Genomic DNA, 16,957 nt, shown 5'->3' on the forward strand with positions numbered 1-16,957 from the left:
ACGGCAAGGACGGCAAGCACGACAAGGATGGCAAGCACGACAAGGACGGCAAGGACCGCGAGGAGCACGAGGGCGACGGCGGTGGTCTGCTGGTCGAGCGAGGTGGCAAGGCCCACCTGGTGAACACCAAGTTCGTCCTCAACAGCGCCGAGGACAACGGCGGCGCGATCGCCAACTTCGGCCGGGTCGAGGTCGAGAGCAGCACCCTCGACAACAACCACGCCGGCGACGACGGCGGCGCCATCTTCAACGCCGGTGTCCTCGAGGTCGAGGGGTCCCGCGACGGTAAGGGCGGCGAGTCCCGCATCACCAACAACACCGCCGGCGAGAACGGCGGCGGCGTCGCCAACGGCCACGGCGAGAAGAAGAAGAAGGAACACGGCAAGGGAGACCTCGTCAACGGCAACGGCCACGACCGCCACGACGACGACGACGACCGCAAGGCCGGCACCGTGGAGATCGAAAAGACCCTCATCGAGGGCAACACCGCCAAGAAGAACGGCGGCGGCCTGTTCAGCAACGACGGCTTCGTCGAGGTCAGCTGGACCTTCATCAAGAACAACAACGCTGGCAAGAACGGCGGCGGCATCGCCGCCATCGACACCGTCCTGACGGTCAAGAACAGCACCGTCGAGAAGAACAAGGCCCACAAGGACGGCGGCGGCATCTACAACGTCAACAGCGAAGAGAAGGAACACGACGCCGTCCTCTACAACGGCAACGGCAACGGCAAGGACAAGGACAAGGACGAGGAAAAGCGGGCCAGCGCCACCGTCACCGACAGCGAGATCCTCGAGAACAGCGCGGGCCGCTTCGGCGGCGGCATCTTCAACGGCGAACCCGTCGAAGAGGACCACAAGGACGGCAACATGACCGCCCCGAACTCCTCGTCCAACCACAAGGACAAGGACGACGACGACGACGACTTCGAGGCCCGCCTGGCCCTGCGCGACACCAAGATCAAGGAGAACTTCGCCGGCAAGAACGGTGGCGGCATCTTCAACAACGAAGGCAAGGTCACCCTGACCGACACCAAGGTCAAGGAGAACAAGGCCGACAACGGCGACAGGCGCCACAAGATCGCCGGCGGCGTCTTCAACGACGACGGCAAGGTCAAACTCGACGACGACTCCACCATCACCGACAACGACCCCACCAACTGCGCCAACACCGTCGAAGACTGCTTCAACTGAGCGATTCGACAGCGACAGCCGGACGGGAGAATAGGTCGGCCCCCTGCCACCACGGTGGCAGGGGGCCGATTCGTGTGAACTACTCCTGGACGAAGACCGCCACGCTGCGGGCCGGCACCGTGAAGGTGCCGCTCGCCGTGTCGAACGAGGCGGTCCGGAGCTCCGGGTCGGCCGAGTTCGCCAACACCGGGTGCAACGCCACGTCCGCCCCGCGCAGGCCGGCCACCGTCTGCTCCGCGGCCTCAGGGGTGGCGTTGAAGATGACGGTCACCGACTTCCACTTGCCGTCCAGCCCGCGGGCATCCAGCGTCATGGTCAGCACGCCGGGCGTCTCGTCCTTGCCAGACAGCGGGAAGGCCACCCGCTGCTGCACCTGGTCGGCCGTGGTCAGCCCGAACACCGGCGAGGACTCGCGGATCTTCAGCAGCTCCGCGTACCGGGCGTCGGCCAGGTTGACCGCCGCGCAGTCCGGCACCAGCTTCGGGTCGGCCAGCAGCGGCTTCGCGTACGGCCACTTGTCCTTGTTGTCCTGCTCCGGCGGCAGGCCGGCGCCGAAGCCGTTGCCCTGGGCGCAGTCCCAGCGGATCTGGTTGAACCAGTCGCCGGAGTTGTACGAGTTGCGGTCCAGCGACTTCGAGCGCAGCCGCTCGGAGCCGGCGGTCACGAACCCGGTCCCCTGGCCGAGGGCGGTGGTCGCCAACGCCAGCACCTGCATCCGAGACCGGTCGGTCGCCGAGGTGCCCTGCGGCAGCTTGTACGCCAGCGCGTCGTACAGGATCTCGTTGTCGTGCGCGTCGACGTAGGTGACCGCCTCGCCCGGCGCGGCGGTGTAGCCGGCCGGCGAGCCGTTGTAGTCCACCTGGGCGCCGGTCACCTGCCGGCCCGACGAGTCGGTGAACCGGTAACCGCGCAGGTTGCCGGTCAGCCCCACCTTGATCTGGTCCTGGGAGTGCAGCAGCCGCGCCTTCTGCTCGGCCGCCGACCCGTTGACCGGGTCACCGTTCGGGTCGGTGAAGAGGCCGGAGGCGAAGCCCTGGATCCGCGGGTTGGCGTCGAACGGGCCGCCGCCACGCACCGCGTCGCGGAGCCGGTCGTTGAAGGTGCCGATCCCGGTCCCGGCCATGTTGGCCTGGGTGGCCTGCACGAACCGGGCGTCATTGGCGACCTCGCCGAAGTTCCAGCCCTCGCCGTAGAGCAGGATCTTCTTCCCGTCCACGCCGTCGCGGGCCAGGGTCAGCTCGTTCAGCGCGGCCCGCACGGCCAGGATGTTCGCCTTCGGGTGGTGGCCCATCAGGTCGAACCGGAAACCGTCCACCTTGTACGCCTTGGCCCAGGTGACCAGGGATTCCACCACCAGCTTGCCCATCATGGCGTGCTCGGGGGCGGTGTTGGCGCAGCAGGTCGAGTTGGCGACGCTGCCGTCCTCCAGCAGCCGCTGGTAGTAGCCCGGCACCACCTGGTCCAGCACCGACTTCGGGTCGGTGCCGGCGGCCGAGGTGTGGTTGTAGACCACGTCCATCACGACCCGCAGGCCGGCGCCGTTGACCCCGGCGACCATCTGCCGGAACTCGGTGGTCCGCTTCGCCCCGGCCGGGTCGACGGCGTAGCCGCCCTCCGGCACGGTGTAGTGCAGCGGGTCGTACCCCCAGTTGTAGCCGTCCTTCTCGGCCACGGCCGCGACGCACTTCTGCTGCTGGTCGGAGTCCGGCGGCAGCGCGGCCAGGTCACAGGCGGGTTGCTGCTGGTCGGCCCGCTTCTCGGGGATTGTGGCGAAATCGAACGCCGGCAGCAGGTGCAGGTAGTTCACCCCGGCGTCACCGAGCGCCCTGAGGTGCTTCATACCGGCGGTGTTCTGGTCGGTGAAGGCGAGGTAGGTGCCCCGCCGCTCGGCCGGCACGCTGGCGTCGGCCATCGAGAAGTCCCGGACCGACAGCTCCGAGATCTGCGCCTTCGACGGCGGCACCGCCGGCGGCTTGCGCAGCGTGGCCCAGCCCGACGGGGTCAGCGCGGGGTCGGACAGGTCGACGATCTGGCTGTGCGTCGAGTCCGGCGCGAGGGCCACCGAGTACGGGTCGGTCACCGAGGCGGTGACCACCTTCTGCGCCGCCGGCTGCCAGGCCTCGACCTGGTAGCGGTAGTACTTCCCACTCCAGCCCTTCGTGCCGCGCACCGACCAGACGCCGGTGCGGTCGTTGCGGCTCATCGACACGGTCTTCGGCTCGGCCGTCGGCGAGTCGAAGAGCTGCAACGCGACGTTGCGCGCGGTGGGCGCCCAGACCGCCAGGGTGGGCACCTTGCCGGCGAAGGTCGGGCCGAGCTTCGCTCCGGTGGCCGGCCGGTAGACGTCGTCGAGCACGCCGGGGATCTGCACCCCGGTCGCGCCGAGCAGGGCGCCCTCGGCGTCCCGCTCGGTCACCACGAGCTGCCCGCGCAGCGCCGCCGGCACCTTGGCCAGGTCGGCCCGGTCCAGGCTGAAGGTCCGGTAGGACCAGAGCTGCGGGTAGGCCGCGCGCTGGGCCTCGGCGAGCCCGTTGCGCTGCGCCCGCAGCGGCAGCGAGGTGTACGTCCCGGAGAGCTCGCCGTCGACGATGCTCAGCCCGCCGGTCGGGGCGGCCACCAGGGCGTACCGCTTGCCGTCGGTCGGCCCGGTCTGCCAGGCGACGGTGGACCGGTCGATCCACTGCGCCTTCTGCTTGGTGATGTCGACGTCCTTGGCGACGCCGGAGGAGGTGGACGGCAGCAGCCGGCCCTTGACGCCGGCGAGCAGCCAGACCTCGTGCCCGGCGGCGAAGTCCAGCCGCTGGTCGTCGGGCTGATCCTTGGTGTCGCCGTTGTGGATGATGTAGCTCAACCCGCTTGCCCCGGCGGCCAGGGGCACCCGGAAGACCGCGCCGAAGGCGTCGACCTTCTCCGGCTTGAGCGGGTTGGACCAGTCGGTCGGGTTGGCGGCGCCGTCCCAGAGGTGCAGGCCCCAGCCGTCGTAGTTGTTGTCGGCCTTCCGCCAGTGGAGGACCGCGGTGCTCTGGTCGACCGCCGGGTCCGGCTCGCCGGTGGCGGCCTGCCGGGTCGGGTAGAGCGCGCTGTCGCCCTGCTTGACCCAGACCTCCCCGGTCTGCGTCACGTCGATGCTGCGGTCGTTGCCGACGTCCTTGTTCCCGTTGGAGTCGACCACCAGGAAGCCGACCGACTTGGCGCCCGGCTTCAGTTTGACCCAGGCGAAGCGCCCGAACGAGTCCTCACCGGCGAACGGCTGCCCCTTGGGCCACTCGGTGGCGTACGCCGGGTCGATGTCGCCCCAGGTGTAGAGCCCCCAGTCGTCGTACCCGCCGGCCGGGCGCTGGTAGTGCACCACCGCCCAGTCCCGGGAGGCGCTCTGCGCCGGGGTGCCGACGATGCCCGTGGAGCGGGTGCTGGCGAGCCGGCCCTTGCCGTCGCGGACCACGGCCTTGTACTCGACCCTGGTCCCACCGGCCAGCCCGGTCAGGTCGTGGTGGACGGTGTACGGCGCCTTGTACGCGCTGCCCAGCAACGTCCACTTCCCGCCGGGGACCCGGGCGGCGAAGGTGACGGTGGCCAGCGGGTCGCCGGTCACCTGTGCGGCGACGGCGGCCTTGGTGGCGACCGGTGCGTCACCCGGCTCGGTGAGGGTGATGCCCGGCGCGGCGCCGGCCTGCGGGATGGCGCGGTCGGCCTTGAGCACCACGGCCGACATCGCCGGCACGGTCACGCTCAGCTTGCCGTCGGTGCCGGCCGTCGAGGTGGCCGCGGCGCCGTAGACGCCGGTGAAGGAAGTGCCGGCCGACCAGGTGTCCACGGAGACAGTCTGCGCGGTGGCGGCGTTGTTGACCGCCACGACGTACTCGGTGCGGTCGGCCGGGGCGATCCGGGAGAAGGCGAAGACGCCGGCGCTGTCGGCCGCGTACCGGGTGACCTGGATGCCGTCGCGCAGCGCCGGGTGGGCCTGGCGGAGCTTGCCCAGCTCGGCGATGGTGCGGTACAGCGGGTGGGTCTTGTCGTACTGGTCGCTGGCGTGGGTGCGGGTGGTGCCGATCAGGTCGTCGTCGAGGTAGTCCGCCACCTTGGTGGCGAACATGTCCTGCCGGGCGTCCTTGTCCCCGCCGGGGCCGGTGAAGCCCTGCTCGTCGCCGGAGTAGACGACGGGCTGGCCACGGGTGAGGAACATCAGCTGGTGGGCGAGCTGGTCGCGGCGCAGCTGGGCGGCGTCGTCCCCGCCGGTGGCGGCGATGAAGGAGCCGATCCGGCCCATGTCGTGGTTGCCGAGGAACGTGGTCAGCCGGTTGGCGTCGGTGTCCCGGGCCGCGTACAGGTCGTCCCTGGCGTACATGTCGGCGAGCGTCTTGGCGGAGCCGTCGGCGGCGGTGTAGCCGCGGGCGGCCTCCTGGAAGGAGAAATCGAGGGTGGCCGGCAGGCCGCCGCGCCGCACGTACGTCGAGGTGATCTCCTGGTCGGCGCTGTAGACCTCGCCGAACATGAAGAAGTCCTTCTTGCCGGCGGAGTCGGCGGCCCGCTTGATGCCCTGGCTGAACTGCGGCCAGAAGTCGAGGTTGACGTGCTTGACGGTATCCAGCCGGAACCCGTCGACGTCGGTGCTGGCGATCCAGTCGCCGTACGCCTTGGTCAGGCCCTCGACAACCTCGGGACGCTCGGTCCACAGGTCGTCCAGCCCGAAGAAGTCGCCGTACTCGCTGTTCTCGCCGGCGAAGGTCGAGTCACCCCGGTTGTGGTACATCGTCGGGTCGTTCAGCCACGCCGGCACCTTGACCTTGGCGTCCGCGGCGTTGGCGAAGGTGGGGGTGTACGGGCCCGAGTCCGCGTTCACCGTCGGGAAGTCCCGGGTGCCGTCGGCGTAGTTGCGGTCCTCGAAGGCCCGCCCCTGCGCGTCGGTGTACGGCGAGGTCTTCTTGTCGATGTACGCGTACTTGTTCTCGTCGTACTTGATGACGTCGGCGGTGTGGTTGACGATGACGTCGAGGTAGACCTTGATCCCCCGCTGGTGGGCGAGCTTGACCAGCCTCTTCAGCTCCTCGTTGGTGCCGAAGTGCGGGTCGACCTGGGTGAAGTCGGTGATCCAGTAGCCGTGGTAGCCGGCGGAAACGTCCGCGTCGGTGCTCTGCACGGGCCGGTTCTTGAAGATCGGGGCGAGCCAGATGGCGGTCGTCCCCATGCCCTGGATGTAGTCGAACTTGTCGATGACGCCCTTGAGGTCGCCGCCGTGGTAGAAGCCCTTGTCCTTCGGGTCGAGACCGGTGCGGAGCCGGTCACCGGTGAGCCCGCCGGAGTCGTTGCGCCTGTCGCCGTTGGCGAACCGGTCCGGCAGGACGAAGTAGAACTGCTCGGCCCGCCCCTTGCTCGCGCCGGCCTTGAGCAGCGCCTCGGTCGAGGGCTCGGCACCCCACTGGGCGGCACCGGCCGCGGCGAGGGTGTCGATGGTGGACGTCCGGTCACGAACGTCCACGCCGAGCTGGTGGACGGCGACCGGGACGCCGACGAGGGCGAGGGTGGAGACCAAGGCGAGCAGCGCCTTGGGAGATATCGGCGGGGGTTTCATCGACGGCCTTCCTCTGGTCGCTGATTCGCCCGCACGCTAACTCTCGCCGAAACATTCTGCAATACCTTGCAAACCAGGTCGCAACAAAGCAGCTATCTTGCGAAACAGACCATCGGCGTACGAGGCGAGGGCGCCGGCGGGGCCTCAGCCGATGGAGCAGGCGGTCCCGTTGACCGTGCACTGCCCGGGCTCGTCGCCGCCGCCGTTACGACCGAACGTCATCGAGATGACGGCGGTCTCCCCCGCCCCGAGCGGATCCGTGCTGCGCAGCACGAACCAGCCACTGCCCTGGGTGCGTACCGACACCCCGGAGCCGGATGACGCCTGGATCGACTTGACGTTGCCGGCGAAGAGCAGTTCCACCTCCCACCCCTCGGCCCCGCCGGTGCCGTTGCGCACGGAAAGCTGGGCCTGGAAGGAGTCCCGGTCAGTGGAGGTGGCCTGGTAGTTGGCGGTCAGCCGGCCGGAACCGGCGGGAGCCGGGGCCCGGGTGCTCGGCGACGCGCTGGGCCGGCGGGTCGTCGCCCTCTCCGACGGGGTGGCGGAGGCGGTCGGCGACGGGGTGGCGTCGACCGCGACCAGCGGGGTGCCCGGGGCAGGGGTGGCCGACAGCGTCACCGACGGCATCTTCGGCAGGTACATCGGCGGAGCCGGGGCCGGCGCCGCCGGGTGCTCCCGGTCGCGGAAGGAGAGCAGAGAGAACAGCAGGAGGGTGGTCAGCAGACCGACCCCGAGCAGCACCACGATCCACGGCACCGACGACAGCATCGCGGGTGCGGATCGCGCCCCCGACCCTGGGGCCGAACGGTCAGACATGAGGTCTCCCTTGCCGGAGCGGACGCGCCAGCCTAGCCAGCGACGGTAGCGGATCGCAGCACGCCCACCCGGTGCTGACCGTACGGCCGTGGGGCGCAGGAAAACGGGCGGCCGGCCGGGGCCGGTTCGGATCTGGTCGGCACATGGCCCGCACTGACGCCACCGACCGAACGGGTGCACGCCAGCTTCCTCGCCGCGATGGCCGAGTTCCGCGCCGAGGGGCGCGGCGACCGCCAGGACCACAGCATGGTGGGCGCGGAGATCCGCGGGTACGCGGAGAGCTGGCACGTCCCGCGGTCTTCGCCCGCTTCGTCGCCGACCTGCTGGCGCAGGTCCACGAGGACACTCCCCGACCGGAAGGCTTCGTCCCCAGCACCACACTGTGGTGGGTCGAGGGCGGCGAGTGCCTGGGCCGGGTCGCCATCCGGCACCGGCTCACCCCGTCCCTGCTGGAGGCCGGTGGGCACATCGGCTACGACGTCCGGGCCAGCGCCCGGCGGCGCGGCCACGCCACCGCGATGCTGCGCGCGGCGCTGCCCCGTGGCGCACCGGCCCGGCATCGGGTCCGCGCTGGTCACCTGCGACGTGGAGAACGTGGCCCCGCGCCGGGTGATCGAGCGCAATGGCGGCGTCCTGGAGGACGAGAGGCGGGGCAAGCTCCGTCTCCGGGTGCCGACGGCGCGGGTCATGCCGTACGGATGACGGTGCAGATGACCGGGCCGTCGTCGGTGCCGCGCAGCAGGTAGCGGTAGCGCTCGCCGGACACCGCGCGGCCCTGGCTGTCCAGGAACTCCCACTGCACGGCGACCATGGTGAGCAGCGCGGAGACCGGCTCCACGTCCTCGATCAGCGCGTTCGCCGCGACCAGCTCGCGCTCCTGGTAGTCCGGCGCCGCGCCGAGGAAGGAGAGCGCGACGGCGGCCATGGTGCTGAACGAGAAGCTGTACGTGTCGGCGACCACCAGCCCGGGCAACGCGTAACAGCCGGCGATGGCGGGCACGTCGCCGGCGGTGAGTGCCACGCCGTACCGGTCGAAGAAGTCGGTCAGTGTGTCGAGATCGGTGGAGGCTCTCACGGCGTCACCAATTGCCGCTGCCGGGCCTCGGCAAACCTCAGCGCGGCGGGATGCATACCTCGATCTCGGCGCCGAGCCGGGCGTCGCCGCTCAGGCCGAGGTCGTCACCGCTCCAGAACCGGCCCGGGTCGTACCAGTTCGGACGGCGGCCCGCCGGCAGCAGCCCCATCGCCTCGTAGGTCACCGCCACCACCTCGGCGCAGTACGCGGTCTCCAACGCCCGGTCCGGCACCGACGGACCGGACCGGACCAGGCGGCCCGGCAACGGCAGGCGTACCTGCGGCACCCGACCCCGGGCCCAGCGCCAGGCGAGCTGCGCGGTGGACGGGAAGGGCGTGCCGTCGAGCCGGGCCACGGTCCGCAGCACGGACTGCTCCATGTCGGCGTCGGCCGGCGGGTCGAGCTGGCGCAGCCAGGCCAGCTGGCCGTACCGGTTGGCCCAGACGCAGACCGCGTCGCGCAGGTCGTGCAGCTGCACGCCGCGCTGGTGGCTGCCGGTCCACATGTCCGGCAACGACCGGCCCAGCTCGGCGTGCCACATCAGCGGCGGCATGTCGTCGAGCACCACGGCCATGCCGACGTGGTTGATCGGGCTGTTGGTGGTGAACTGGATGGCCCGGTCGGGCACGCTGCGGCCGCGGAACACCCACAGGTCTCCGGTGCGGGTCAGGTCGACGGCCTCGTCCAGGCTGATGCTCATGCCGTCGCCCCGGTGTTTCGCTCGCTGCGCTCGCTCATGGACCACTACCCTAAGCCGATGCGGCAGCGGATGCGGTGGTGGAAGGTCCTCGGGTTGGCCGGTCTGGCCGGGGTGGCGGCGTCCGGCGTGGTCATCGCCCGCGCCGAGCGACGCCGCCGGGCGTACACCCCGGAGGAGGTCCGAACGCGGCTGCGCGAGCGGCACGCCCAGGCCACGGGCGCCACGAGGTCCGCCGACGACCCGGCCTGACCGCCCCTCGTCACTTGCCGGACGGCTCTACCGTCGGGGCCCGCGGCGACGACGAGGAGGCCCCGGTACCCGAACTCCTGACCTCTGCCACGGTCCGCGACCTGCGGCGTGAGCCGCGCGGCGGGTGGAGCCGCGGCGCGGCCGGTGGGCTGGTCCTCGCCGGCGGGTCGGTGCTCCTGGTGGCCGTGATGGCGTCGGCACCCTACCCGCCGTGCACCGACGCCGACCCGTGCGGGCCGGACCGGGCCGGGAACCTGGTGATCGGGTTGGTCGTGAGCACGGTCTTCGCCGGCTGGCTGGGGCTGCGTCTCGCGGCCGCGCTCGGCGTCGTCATCGCCGCGGGGCTCGCCTGGTACATCCTGAGCTGGCCGGACGAGGGCCCGTCCGGGTGGACGGTGGCACTGGCCCTCGGGTACGCCCTCGGGGTGCCTGCTGCTGGACCGCCGGATCCGCCGCCGCCCAGCGCCCTGGCCGGCCCGGCTCGAGCAGCGGCCGCTGACACGGCGCGTTCACCGGCGAGCGGTCCGGTCCGGCGGCGTTCGGGACGCTGGTCCGAGGACGGGGCCGACCGCTGCTGGTCGTCAACATCGGCCAGGGGGTCACCCTGGTCGCCGTACTGACCTGGGCGGCGGTCGCCGGCTGACCGGCGCCGGTCAGGGGCCGGGGTCCGCGCCGGCCCGGCGGACCGCCTCGTCGAGCGCCTCCGGGGTCCTGCCGACCATCGCGCTCCCGTCGTCGAGGAGCAGGATCGGGCGTTGGATCAGCTCCGGGTGGGCCGCCATCGCCTCGATCCAGCGCGGTTCGGTCGCGTCGTCACGCGGCCAGTCCGCCATGCCCAGGGCCGTCGCGGCCGGCTCTCCGGTCCGGCAGACGTCCCAGGCCCGGTCGTCGAGCCGGCGCAGCACCTCGGTCAGCTCCGCCGGGCTCGGCGCCTGCTCCAGATACGCCCGCAGCCGGTACGGCACCCGCGCCTCGTCCAGGGTGGCGCGTGCGCCCGCGCACTTCGAGCAGGACGGGTTGTGCCAGATCTCCATGCCGGACATCGTGGCACACGCCGACGTTCGTCCTCGATGGATGGTCGGCGGGGCAGTGGAGCAGCGGCTTCGTCGTTAACATCCGGGCATGGCCACGCCCATCGCGCAGATGCCCTTCGTCCTGTCCCCAGCCGCCGCGCCGGTCGAGCGGCACGGCCGGGTCGACCTGCACCTGCCGGCCGGTGACGGCCCCCATCCCGCCGTCGTGGTGGTGCACGGCGCCCCGCTCCCGCCCGACGCGGCCGACCCGCGCGACTGGCTGCTCTTCCGCGGGTACGCCGCCCTCCTCGCCGAGCAGGGCCTGGTCGCCGCCGTCGTCAGCTACCACGTCGAAGACCTGGCCGCCCTCCCGGCCACTGCCGACGACATCGCCGGGATGGTCGAGCTGGTCCGCGCCGATCCACGGGTCGACGCGGACCGGGTGGTGCTCTGGTTCTTCTCCGGTGGCGCGTTGCTGATGGCCGACTGGCTCCGCACGTCGCCGCCGTGGCTGCGCGGGATCGCGGCGACCTACCCCCTGCTCGCCCCGATGCCCGGCTGGGAGCTTGACAAGCGCTTCCTGCCGGTCGAGGCACTCGACGCCACCGGGGCGCTGCCGCTGGTGCTGACCCGGGCGGGGCAGGACGCGCCGCCGATCCTGGCCGGCATCGAGGCGTTCCTCGACCGGGCCGCGCACCTCGGCCGGTCGGTCCGGTTGATCGAGGTACCGGACGGCCGGCACGCTTTCGACATCCTGGACCAGACCGAGCAGTCCCGGGAGGCCGTCCGCACGGCCCGGGACGCGGTGGTCGAACTGCTCCGCGCCGGATAGCCGACGAGCCACCGGCGCGGGGCGGGCTGCCGGCCTCAAGATCCGCGCCCGGATGTCCGGTTCGACCGAACGTCAGGCGCGCAGCGGGTTGATTCGTCTGTGACATCAGCTCCACAGGGCCCCAACCCGCCGACCCGCCTCCCTGGGCAGCGCGTGGGTCGGATGTGGTGTCGGGTCCCCGATGCCGGCCCCACACCCCGACCGAGGGTTCCCCGGGCCCGTGAGGTCTGGTGCCAGATGTCCGGTCTCGGGCGGTCGGATCCGGCCCCGGGATCCGGTTTGACCTGCGCCGTCCCGTGGCCGGCGCCACCCCGGTGGCGGAATCGCCGGGGGGTGCGGGTCGTTGTACATGGCACACCGCTCCGGCACCCCCGGCCAGGCGGTGGCCCGGCAAGCCAGCGCCGATGGAATGCGCACCCGGCCGGGCCGGTTACATCCCCCGGACACCCGAGCAGGCCCCCCGGCCGCCGGGCAGATCCCCCCCTTTGACTTTCCCGCGGCACACCGCCCCCGGCTGCGTGTGCCGTGCACCCCCGAACAGAGGAGCACGCCACCATGCGTACCGATCTGATCCGCAAGACCGCCCTCACCGCCGCCGGCCTCGCCTTCACCGGCGGCGCCATCGCCGGCCCCCTCACCGCCGCCCACGCCACCCCCGCCGAAACCGGCAAGCCGACCGCGTCGGCACACACCGACCGCAAGCCCCACAGCGAGCGTGAACTCGACGTCCGCTACGAAGCCCAACCCAACTTCTACTACTGCGGCCCCGCCGCCGCCCGCAACGCCCTCAGCGTGCAGGGCAAGGCCATCAGCGTCGACGCCATGGCCAAGGAAATGGGCACCACCGAAGCCGGCACCAACAGCATCAACGACATCACCCCCGTCCTCAACAAGGAAACCGGCACCAAGGACGCCTACCACAGCGTCGAGATCCGCGACACCAAGGCCGACACCAAGCAGACCAAGAAACTGCGCACCGACGTCGTCCGCACCATCGACAACGGCCGCGCCGTGGTCGCCAACATCGCCGGCACCACCACCGACACCGACGGCCTCACCCACTCCTTCGAAGGCGGCCACTACATCAGCGTCATCGGCTACCGCGACAACGGCAACACCGTCACCATCGCCGACTCCGCCGACCCCAACCAGGCCACCTACCGGATGAGCATCGACAACCTCGCCGACTGGATCGCCACCCGCGGCTACTCCACCGCCTCCTGACCCCACCCACACCGACAAGGGCCGACCCCCAACCGGGGGCCGGCCCTTTCGTCGTATCCAGGGTGTCAGCGGGTCAGCGGTCCTTGCCGGCGCCGACCGGCTCGGCCTCGTCGGGCACCTCCACCGGCTCCAGCCGGCGGGCCCGGCGGCGCAGCCACCAGGTGCTGCCGAGGCCGGCCAGCACCGCCAGGACCAGCCCCGCCCAGGAGATGTCCTTCAGCCAGTGCTCGGCGGCCCGGCCGACCGTGTAGAGCAGGTACGTGGTGCCGAAGGCCCAGACCAGGCCGCCGGCCGCGTTGGCCAGCAGGAACCGGCGGTACGGCACGTGCAGGGCGCCGGCGAGCGGGCCAGCCAGGATCCGCAGCAGCGCCACGAACCGGCCGAAGAAGACCGCCCAGACGCCGTGCCGGGCGAAGCTCTGCTCGGCGCGGGCGAGCTGCGCCGGCCCCAGGTGTTTCGGGAAGCGCCGGCCCAGCCGGGCGAGCAGTGGACGGCCGCCGCGCCGGCCCACCGCGTACCCGATGGAGTCGCCGACGATGGCGCCGACCGCCGCCGCGGTGGCCACCCACTCCGGTTCCACCACTCCGGCGGCAGCGAGCAGGGCGGAGCTGACCAGGACGATCTCGCCGGGCAGCGGGATGCCCATGCTCTCCACGCCGATCACCCCGGCGACGATCAGATAGACCGCGACCGGGGGCAGCGCGGAGAGCCAGTGTTGTACGTCGACCACGTCCCACCCCTTCCAGCCCGGCCCCGAACCCTACCCCCGCTCCGGCGCCGGGCGCTCCGCTCGTCCGCCGGCCACCGGGCCGGGGTCAGGAGGCGATCGGGGTGACGAACTCCAGGCGGTTGCCGTGCGGATCGTGGGTGTGGAAGCGCCGCATGCCGGGCAGTTCGTCGTCACCCCAGGTGACCTCGTGTCCGGCTGCGGTCAGCCGGGCGGCCAGGTCGTCGAGGTCGGGGCGGAGCAGGGCGGGGTGGGCCTTGCGGGCGGGGCGGAAGTCGTCCTCGACGCCGAGGTGGAGTTCCGCGTCGTACCCGGTGAACCAGCAACCACCGCGGGCGGCGAGGGCCGGCGGCTTGGGCTTCTCGACCATGCCGAGCAGGCCGGCGTAGAACGCCCGGGACGCGTCCTCGGAGCCGCGTGGGCAGGCGAGCAGGACGTGATGGATCATGGTGGCACCTCCTTGTCCCGAAACCGTGGCACGAGGTTGCGCGAATAGCAAGACGGACGTACGGTTTTGTAGACAACGGCAATCGGCGGTAAGTGTCACCTAACCTCGGCGGCGCTCCGACCGGTGCGACAGACTGCTCAGGACTACTCACGGTCGCTGGTGTGAAGGAGTACGACGTGGCGAGCCTCGACACCTTCGGTGCGAAGACCCAGCTACGCGTCGGAGACGCGAGCTACGAGATTTTCAAGATCGACAAGGTGGACGGCCACGACCGGCTGCCCTACAGCTTGAAGATCCTGCTGGAGAACCTGCTGCGGACGGAGGACGGCGCGAACATCACCGCCGACCACATCCGCGAGCTCGGCGGCTGGGACCCCACCGCCGCCCCGAGCGTGGAGATCCAGTTCACCCCGGCGCGGGTGCTCATGCAGGACTTCACCGGCGTGCCCTGCGTCGTCGACCTGGCCACCATGCGGGAGGCCGTCCGCGACCTCGGCGGCGACGCCACCAAGGTGAACCCGCTCGCCCCGGCCGAGCTGGTCATCGACCACTCCGTCATCGCCGATCTCTTCGGCCGCGAGGACGCCTTCCAGCGCAACGTCGAGCTGGAGTACGAGCGCAACAAGGAGCGCTACCAGTTCCTGCGCTGGGGCCAGAGCGCGTTCAACGAGTTCAAGGTCGTCCCGCCGGGCACCGGCATCGTGCACCAGGTCAACATCGAGTACCTGGCCCGCACGATCATGGAGCGCAACGGCCAGGCGTACCCGGACACCGTGGTCGGCACCGACTCGCACACCACGATGGTCAACGGCCTGGGCGTGCTCGGCTGGGGCGTCGGCGGCATCGAGGCCGAGGCCGCGATGCTCGGGCAGCCGGTCAGCATGCTGATCCCGCGGGTCGTCGGCTTCAAGCTCTCCGGCGAGATGCCGGCCGGCACCACCGCCACCGACCTGGTCCTCACCATCACCGAGATGCTGCGCAAGCACGGCGTGGTCGGCAAGTTCGTCGAGTTCTACGGCCCCGGCGTGAGCGCCGTGCCGCTGGCCAACCGGGCCACCATCGGCAACATGTCCCCGGAGTACGGCTCCACCGTGGCGATCTTCCCGATCGACGCCGAGACGATCCGCTACCTGGAGCTGACCGGCCGGGACGCGCAGCAGGTCGCGCTCGTCGAGGCGTACGCCAAGGAGCAGGGCCTCTGGCACGACCCGAACCACGAGCCGGAGTACTCGGAGCGCCTGGAGCTGGACCTCGGCACCATCGAGCCGTCCCTGGCCGGCCCGAAGCGCCCGCAGGACCGGGTGCCGCTGGGCGCCGCCAAGACGCTGTTCCGCTCGGCCCTGAACGACTACGTGGCCGACGACTCCGCCGGCGAGCGCGACCTCAAGCCGGGCGTCGCCCGCGAGCAGCTGCCGCGCGGCGCCAACGGCCCGGCCGACGAGGCCAGCGCCGAGTCCTTCCCGGCCAGCGACCCGCCGGCCAACGACTTCAGCGACCCGGCCGACGAGCCGCGCGACCTGGAGACCGCCGCTGTGGGCTCCGGCGGGCGGGCCAGCAACCCGATCCGGGTGACCGGCGCCGACGGCGTCGAGTACGAGCTGGACCACGGCGCCGTGGTGATCGCCGCGATCACCTCCTGCACCAACACCTCCAACCCGCAGGTCATGATCGGCGCCGCGCTGCTCGCCCGCAACGCGGTCGACAAGGGCCTGAGCCGCAAGCCGTGGGTCAAGACCACCCTGGCGCCGGGCTCCAAGGTCGTCATGGACTACTACGACCGCGCCGGCCTCACGCCGTACCTGAACAAGCTCGGCTTCAACCTGGTCGGCTACGGCTGCACCACCTGCATCGGCAACTCCGGCCCGCTGCCGGAGGAGGTCTCTGCCGCGGTCAACGAGAAGGACCTCGCCGTCGTCTCGGTGCTCTCCGGCAACCGGAACTTCGAGGGCCGGATCAACCCGGACGTCAAGATGAACTACCTGGCGTCCCCGCCGCTGGTGGTCGCGTACGCGCTCGCCGGCACGATGGACATCGACCTGGCCAACGAGCCGATCGGCGAGGACAGCCAGGGCCAGCCGGTCTTCCTGCGCGACATCTGGCCGAACAGCGCCGAGATCCAGGACGTCATCGCCTCGGCGATCGGCGCCACCGGATTCAGCGCCGCGTACGCCGACGTCTTCGCCGGTGACGAGCGCTGGCAGTCACTGCCCACCCCGACCGGTGACACCTTCGCCTGGGACGGCGAGTCCACCTACGTCCGCAAGCCCCCGTACTTCGAGGGCATGGAGCGGGAGCCGAAGGCGGTCGTCGACATCAGCGACGCCCGGGTGCTGGCCAAGCTGGGCGACTCGGTGACCACCGACCACATCTCCCCGGCCGGCTCGATCAAGGCCGACTCCCCCGCCGGCAAGTACCTCGCCGAGCACGGCGTGCCGCGCCACGAGTTCAACTCGTACGGCTCGCGCCGGGGCAACCACGAGGTGATGATCCGGGGCACCTTCGCCAACATCCGGCTGCGCAACCAGCTGGTGCCGGGCGTCGAGGGCGGCTTCACGGTCAACCACCTGACCGGCGAGCAGAGCTCCATCTACGACGCCTCCACGGCCTACCAGGAGGCGGGCGTCCCGCTGGTCATCCTGGCCGGCAAGGAGTACGGCTCCGGCTCGTCCCGCGACTGGGCGGCCAAGGGCACCATGCTCCTCGGCGTCCGGGCGGTCATCGCCGAGTCGTACGAGCGGATCCACCGCTCCAACCTGATCGGCATGGGCGTGCTGCCGCTGCAGTTCCCGGTCGACACCACCGCGGAGTCGCTCGGCCTCACCGGCACGGAGACCTTCTCCATCACCGGTGTGACCGCGCTCAACGACGGCGACACCCCGCGCACGATGAAGGTCACCACCGACACCGGGGTCGAGTTCGACGCCGTGGTCCGGATCGACACCCCGGGCGAGGCGGACTACTACCGGCACGGCGGCATCCTGCAGTACGTGCTGCGTCGCATGATCGCCAGCTGACGTACCACCGGACAGGGCCCCTTCCCGCGACCGCGGGGAGGGGCCCTGTCCCGTCCCGGTCGGTACCGGCCGCCCGGCACGCGGCGGCCGGCGGTCC

12 protein-coding genes and 2 pseudogenes are annotated in these 16,957 nt (G+C 71.3%); 7 read left to right on the plus strand and 7 right to left on the minus strand.

Translation table 11 applies throughout. From position 1 onward, the window contains the following. Window positions 1-1,193 (plus strand): annotated as a pseudogene (locus tag ACLQ2U_RS05020) (hypothetical protein); the annotation flags it as partial. Window positions 1,194-1,272: 79 nt separating this feature from the next. On the opposite strand, the gene pulA reads toward ACLQ2U_RS05020, so the two are convergent. Together pulA and ACLQ2U_RS05030 are read right to left on the minus strand one after the other, a co-directional pair. Beyond that, window positions 1,273-6,762: a pullulanase-type alpha-1,6-glucosidase gene (pulA, locus tag ACLQ2U_RS05025; RefSeq protein ID WP_425749350.1), complete on the minus strand. Its 5,490-nt coding sequence runs from the start codon at window positions 6,760-6,762 to the stop codon at window positions 1,273-1,275. A gap of 144 nt (window positions 6,763-6,906) precedes the next feature. Next, window positions 6,907-7,578, minus strand: a complete 672-nt coding sequence (locus ACLQ2U_RS05030; RefSeq protein WP_425749351.1) for a hypothetical protein — start codon at window positions 7,576-7,578, stop codon at window positions 6,907-6,909. A 198-nt stretch (window positions 7,579-7,776) separates the two neighbouring features. Here ACLQ2U_RS05030 and ACLQ2U_RS05035 point away from each other — a divergent pair. Beyond that, a pseudogene (locus tag ACLQ2U_RS05035) lies at window positions 7,777-8,280 on the plus strand (GNAT family N-acetyltransferase). Here ACLQ2U_RS05035 and ACLQ2U_RS05040 read toward each other — a convergent pair. Together ACLQ2U_RS05040 and ACLQ2U_RS05045 are read right to left on the minus strand one after the other, a co-directional pair. Then, window positions 8,264-8,653, minus strand: a complete 390-nt coding sequence (locus ACLQ2U_RS05040) for a hypothetical protein (protein ID WP_425749352.1) — start codon at window positions 8,651-8,653, stop codon at window positions 8,264-8,266. The pseudogene ACLQ2U_RS05035 and the gene ACLQ2U_RS05040 overlap by 17 nt on opposite strands. A 37-nt stretch (window positions 8,654-8,690) precedes the next feature. After that, entirely contained in the window at window positions 8,691-9,353 is a 663-nt protein-coding gene (locus ACLQ2U_RS05045; protein ID WP_425749353.1) for a hypothetical protein, read from the minus strand. Between the two features lie 57 nt (window positions 9,354-9,410). Here ACLQ2U_RS05045 and ACLQ2U_RS05050 point away from each other — a divergent pair, with 57 nt between their 5' ends. Then, window positions 9,411-9,602, plus strand: a complete 192-nt coding sequence (locus tag ACLQ2U_RS05050; protein WP_425749354.1) for a hypothetical protein — start codon at window positions 9,411-9,413, stop codon at window positions 9,600-9,602. A 14-nt stretch (window positions 9,603-9,616) separates the two neighbouring features. After that, window positions 9,617-10,222 carry a hypothetical protein gene (locus ACLQ2U_RS05055; protein ID WP_425749355.1) on the plus strand — a complete coding sequence of 202 codons (606 nt, stop codon included), beginning with the start codon at window positions 9,617-9,619 and terminating at the stop codon, window positions 10,220-10,222. A gap of 33 nt (window positions 10,223-10,255) precedes the next feature. Here ACLQ2U_RS05055 and ACLQ2U_RS05060 read toward each other — a convergent pair whose 3' ends face one another. Then, complete coding sequence (locus ACLQ2U_RS05060) at window positions 10,256-10,636, minus strand: ArsC/Spx/MgsR family protein (RefSeq protein ID WP_425749356.1); 381 nt, start codon at window positions 10,634-10,636, stop codon at window positions 10,256-10,258. 88 nt (window positions 10,637-10,724) lie between these two features. Here ACLQ2U_RS05060 and ACLQ2U_RS05065 point away from each other — a divergent pair, with 88 nt between their 5' ends. Beyond that, a complete protein-coding gene (locus ACLQ2U_RS05065; protein ID WP_425749357.1) occupies window positions 10,725-11,447 on the plus strand; it encodes an alpha/beta hydrolase in 723 nt (240 codons plus the stop codon). A 555-nt stretch (window positions 11,448-12,002) separates the two neighbouring features. Continuing rightward, the gene (locus ACLQ2U_RS05070) at window positions 12,003-12,671 is read left to right on the plus strand and encodes a C39 family peptidase (RefSeq protein ID WP_425749358.1); all 669 of its coding nucleotides are present in this window, start codon (window positions 12,003-12,005) and stop codon (window positions 12,669-12,671) included. Window positions 12,672-12,744: 73 nt separating this feature from the next. Here ACLQ2U_RS05070 and ACLQ2U_RS05075 read toward each other — a convergent pair whose 3' ends face one another. Both ACLQ2U_RS05075 and ACLQ2U_RS05080 read right to left on the minus strand, forming a co-directional pair. Further along, a complete protein-coding gene (locus ACLQ2U_RS05075; protein ID WP_425749359.1) occupies window positions 12,745-13,401 on the minus strand; it encodes a DedA family protein in 657 nt (218 codons plus the stop codon). A gap of 85 nt (window positions 13,402-13,486) precedes the next feature. Continuing rightward, entirely contained in the window at window positions 13,487-13,846 is a 360-nt protein-coding gene (locus ACLQ2U_RS05080) for a VOC family protein (RefSeq protein ID WP_425749360.1), read from the minus strand. A 161-nt stretch (window positions 13,847-14,007) separates the two neighbouring features. Between ACLQ2U_RS05080 and ACLQ2U_RS05085 the strand changes: the two genes are divergently transcribed. After that, window positions 14,008-16,860: an aconitate hydratase gene (locus tag ACLQ2U_RS05085; protein ID WP_425749361.1), complete on the plus strand. Its 2,853-nt coding sequence runs from the start codon at window positions 14,008-14,010 to the stop codon at window positions 16,858-16,860. The last annotated feature ends 97 nt before the right edge of the window (window positions 16,861-16,957 follow it).

The sequence above is a fragment of the Micromonospora sp. DT47 genome, from assembly GCF_049844475.1.
GTDB lineage: Bacteria > Actinomycetota > Actinomycetes > Mycobacteriales > Micromonosporaceae > Micromonospora.

Bases quoted from the DNA above. Each gene is read 5' to 3' on its own strand.
- pulA (WP_425749350.1), bottom strand. From the start codon at position 6,762: ATGAAACCCCCGCCGATATCTCCCAAGGCGCTGCTCGCCTTGGTCTCC.
- ACLQ2U_RS05050 (WP_425749354.1), top strand. From the start codon at position 9,411: ATGCGGCAGCGGATGCGGTGGTGGAAGGTCCTCGGGTTGGCCGGTCTG.
- ACLQ2U_RS05030 (WP_425749351.1), bottom strand. From the start codon at position 7,578: ATGTCTGACCGTTCGGCCCCAGGGTCGGGGGCGCGATCCGCACCCGCG.
- ACLQ2U_RS05065 (WP_425749357.1), top strand. From the start codon at position 10,725: ATGGCCACGCCCATCGCGCAGATGCCCTTCGTCCTGTCCCCAGCCGCC.
- ACLQ2U_RS05080 (WP_425749360.1), bottom strand. From the start codon at position 13,846: ATGATCCATCACGTCCTGCTCGCCTGCCCACGCGGCTCCGAGGACGCG.
- ACLQ2U_RS05060 (WP_425749356.1), bottom strand. From the start codon at position 10,636: ATGGAGATCTGGCACAACCCGTCCTGCTCGAAGTGCGCGGGCGCACGC.
- ACLQ2U_RS05045 (WP_425749353.1), bottom strand. From the start codon at position 9,353: ATGAGCATCAGCCTGGACGAGGCCGTCGACCTGACCCGCACCGGAGAC.
- ACLQ2U_RS05070 (WP_425749358.1), top strand. From the start codon at position 12,003: ATGCGTACCGATCTGATCCGCAAGACCGCCCTCACCGCCGCCGGCCTC.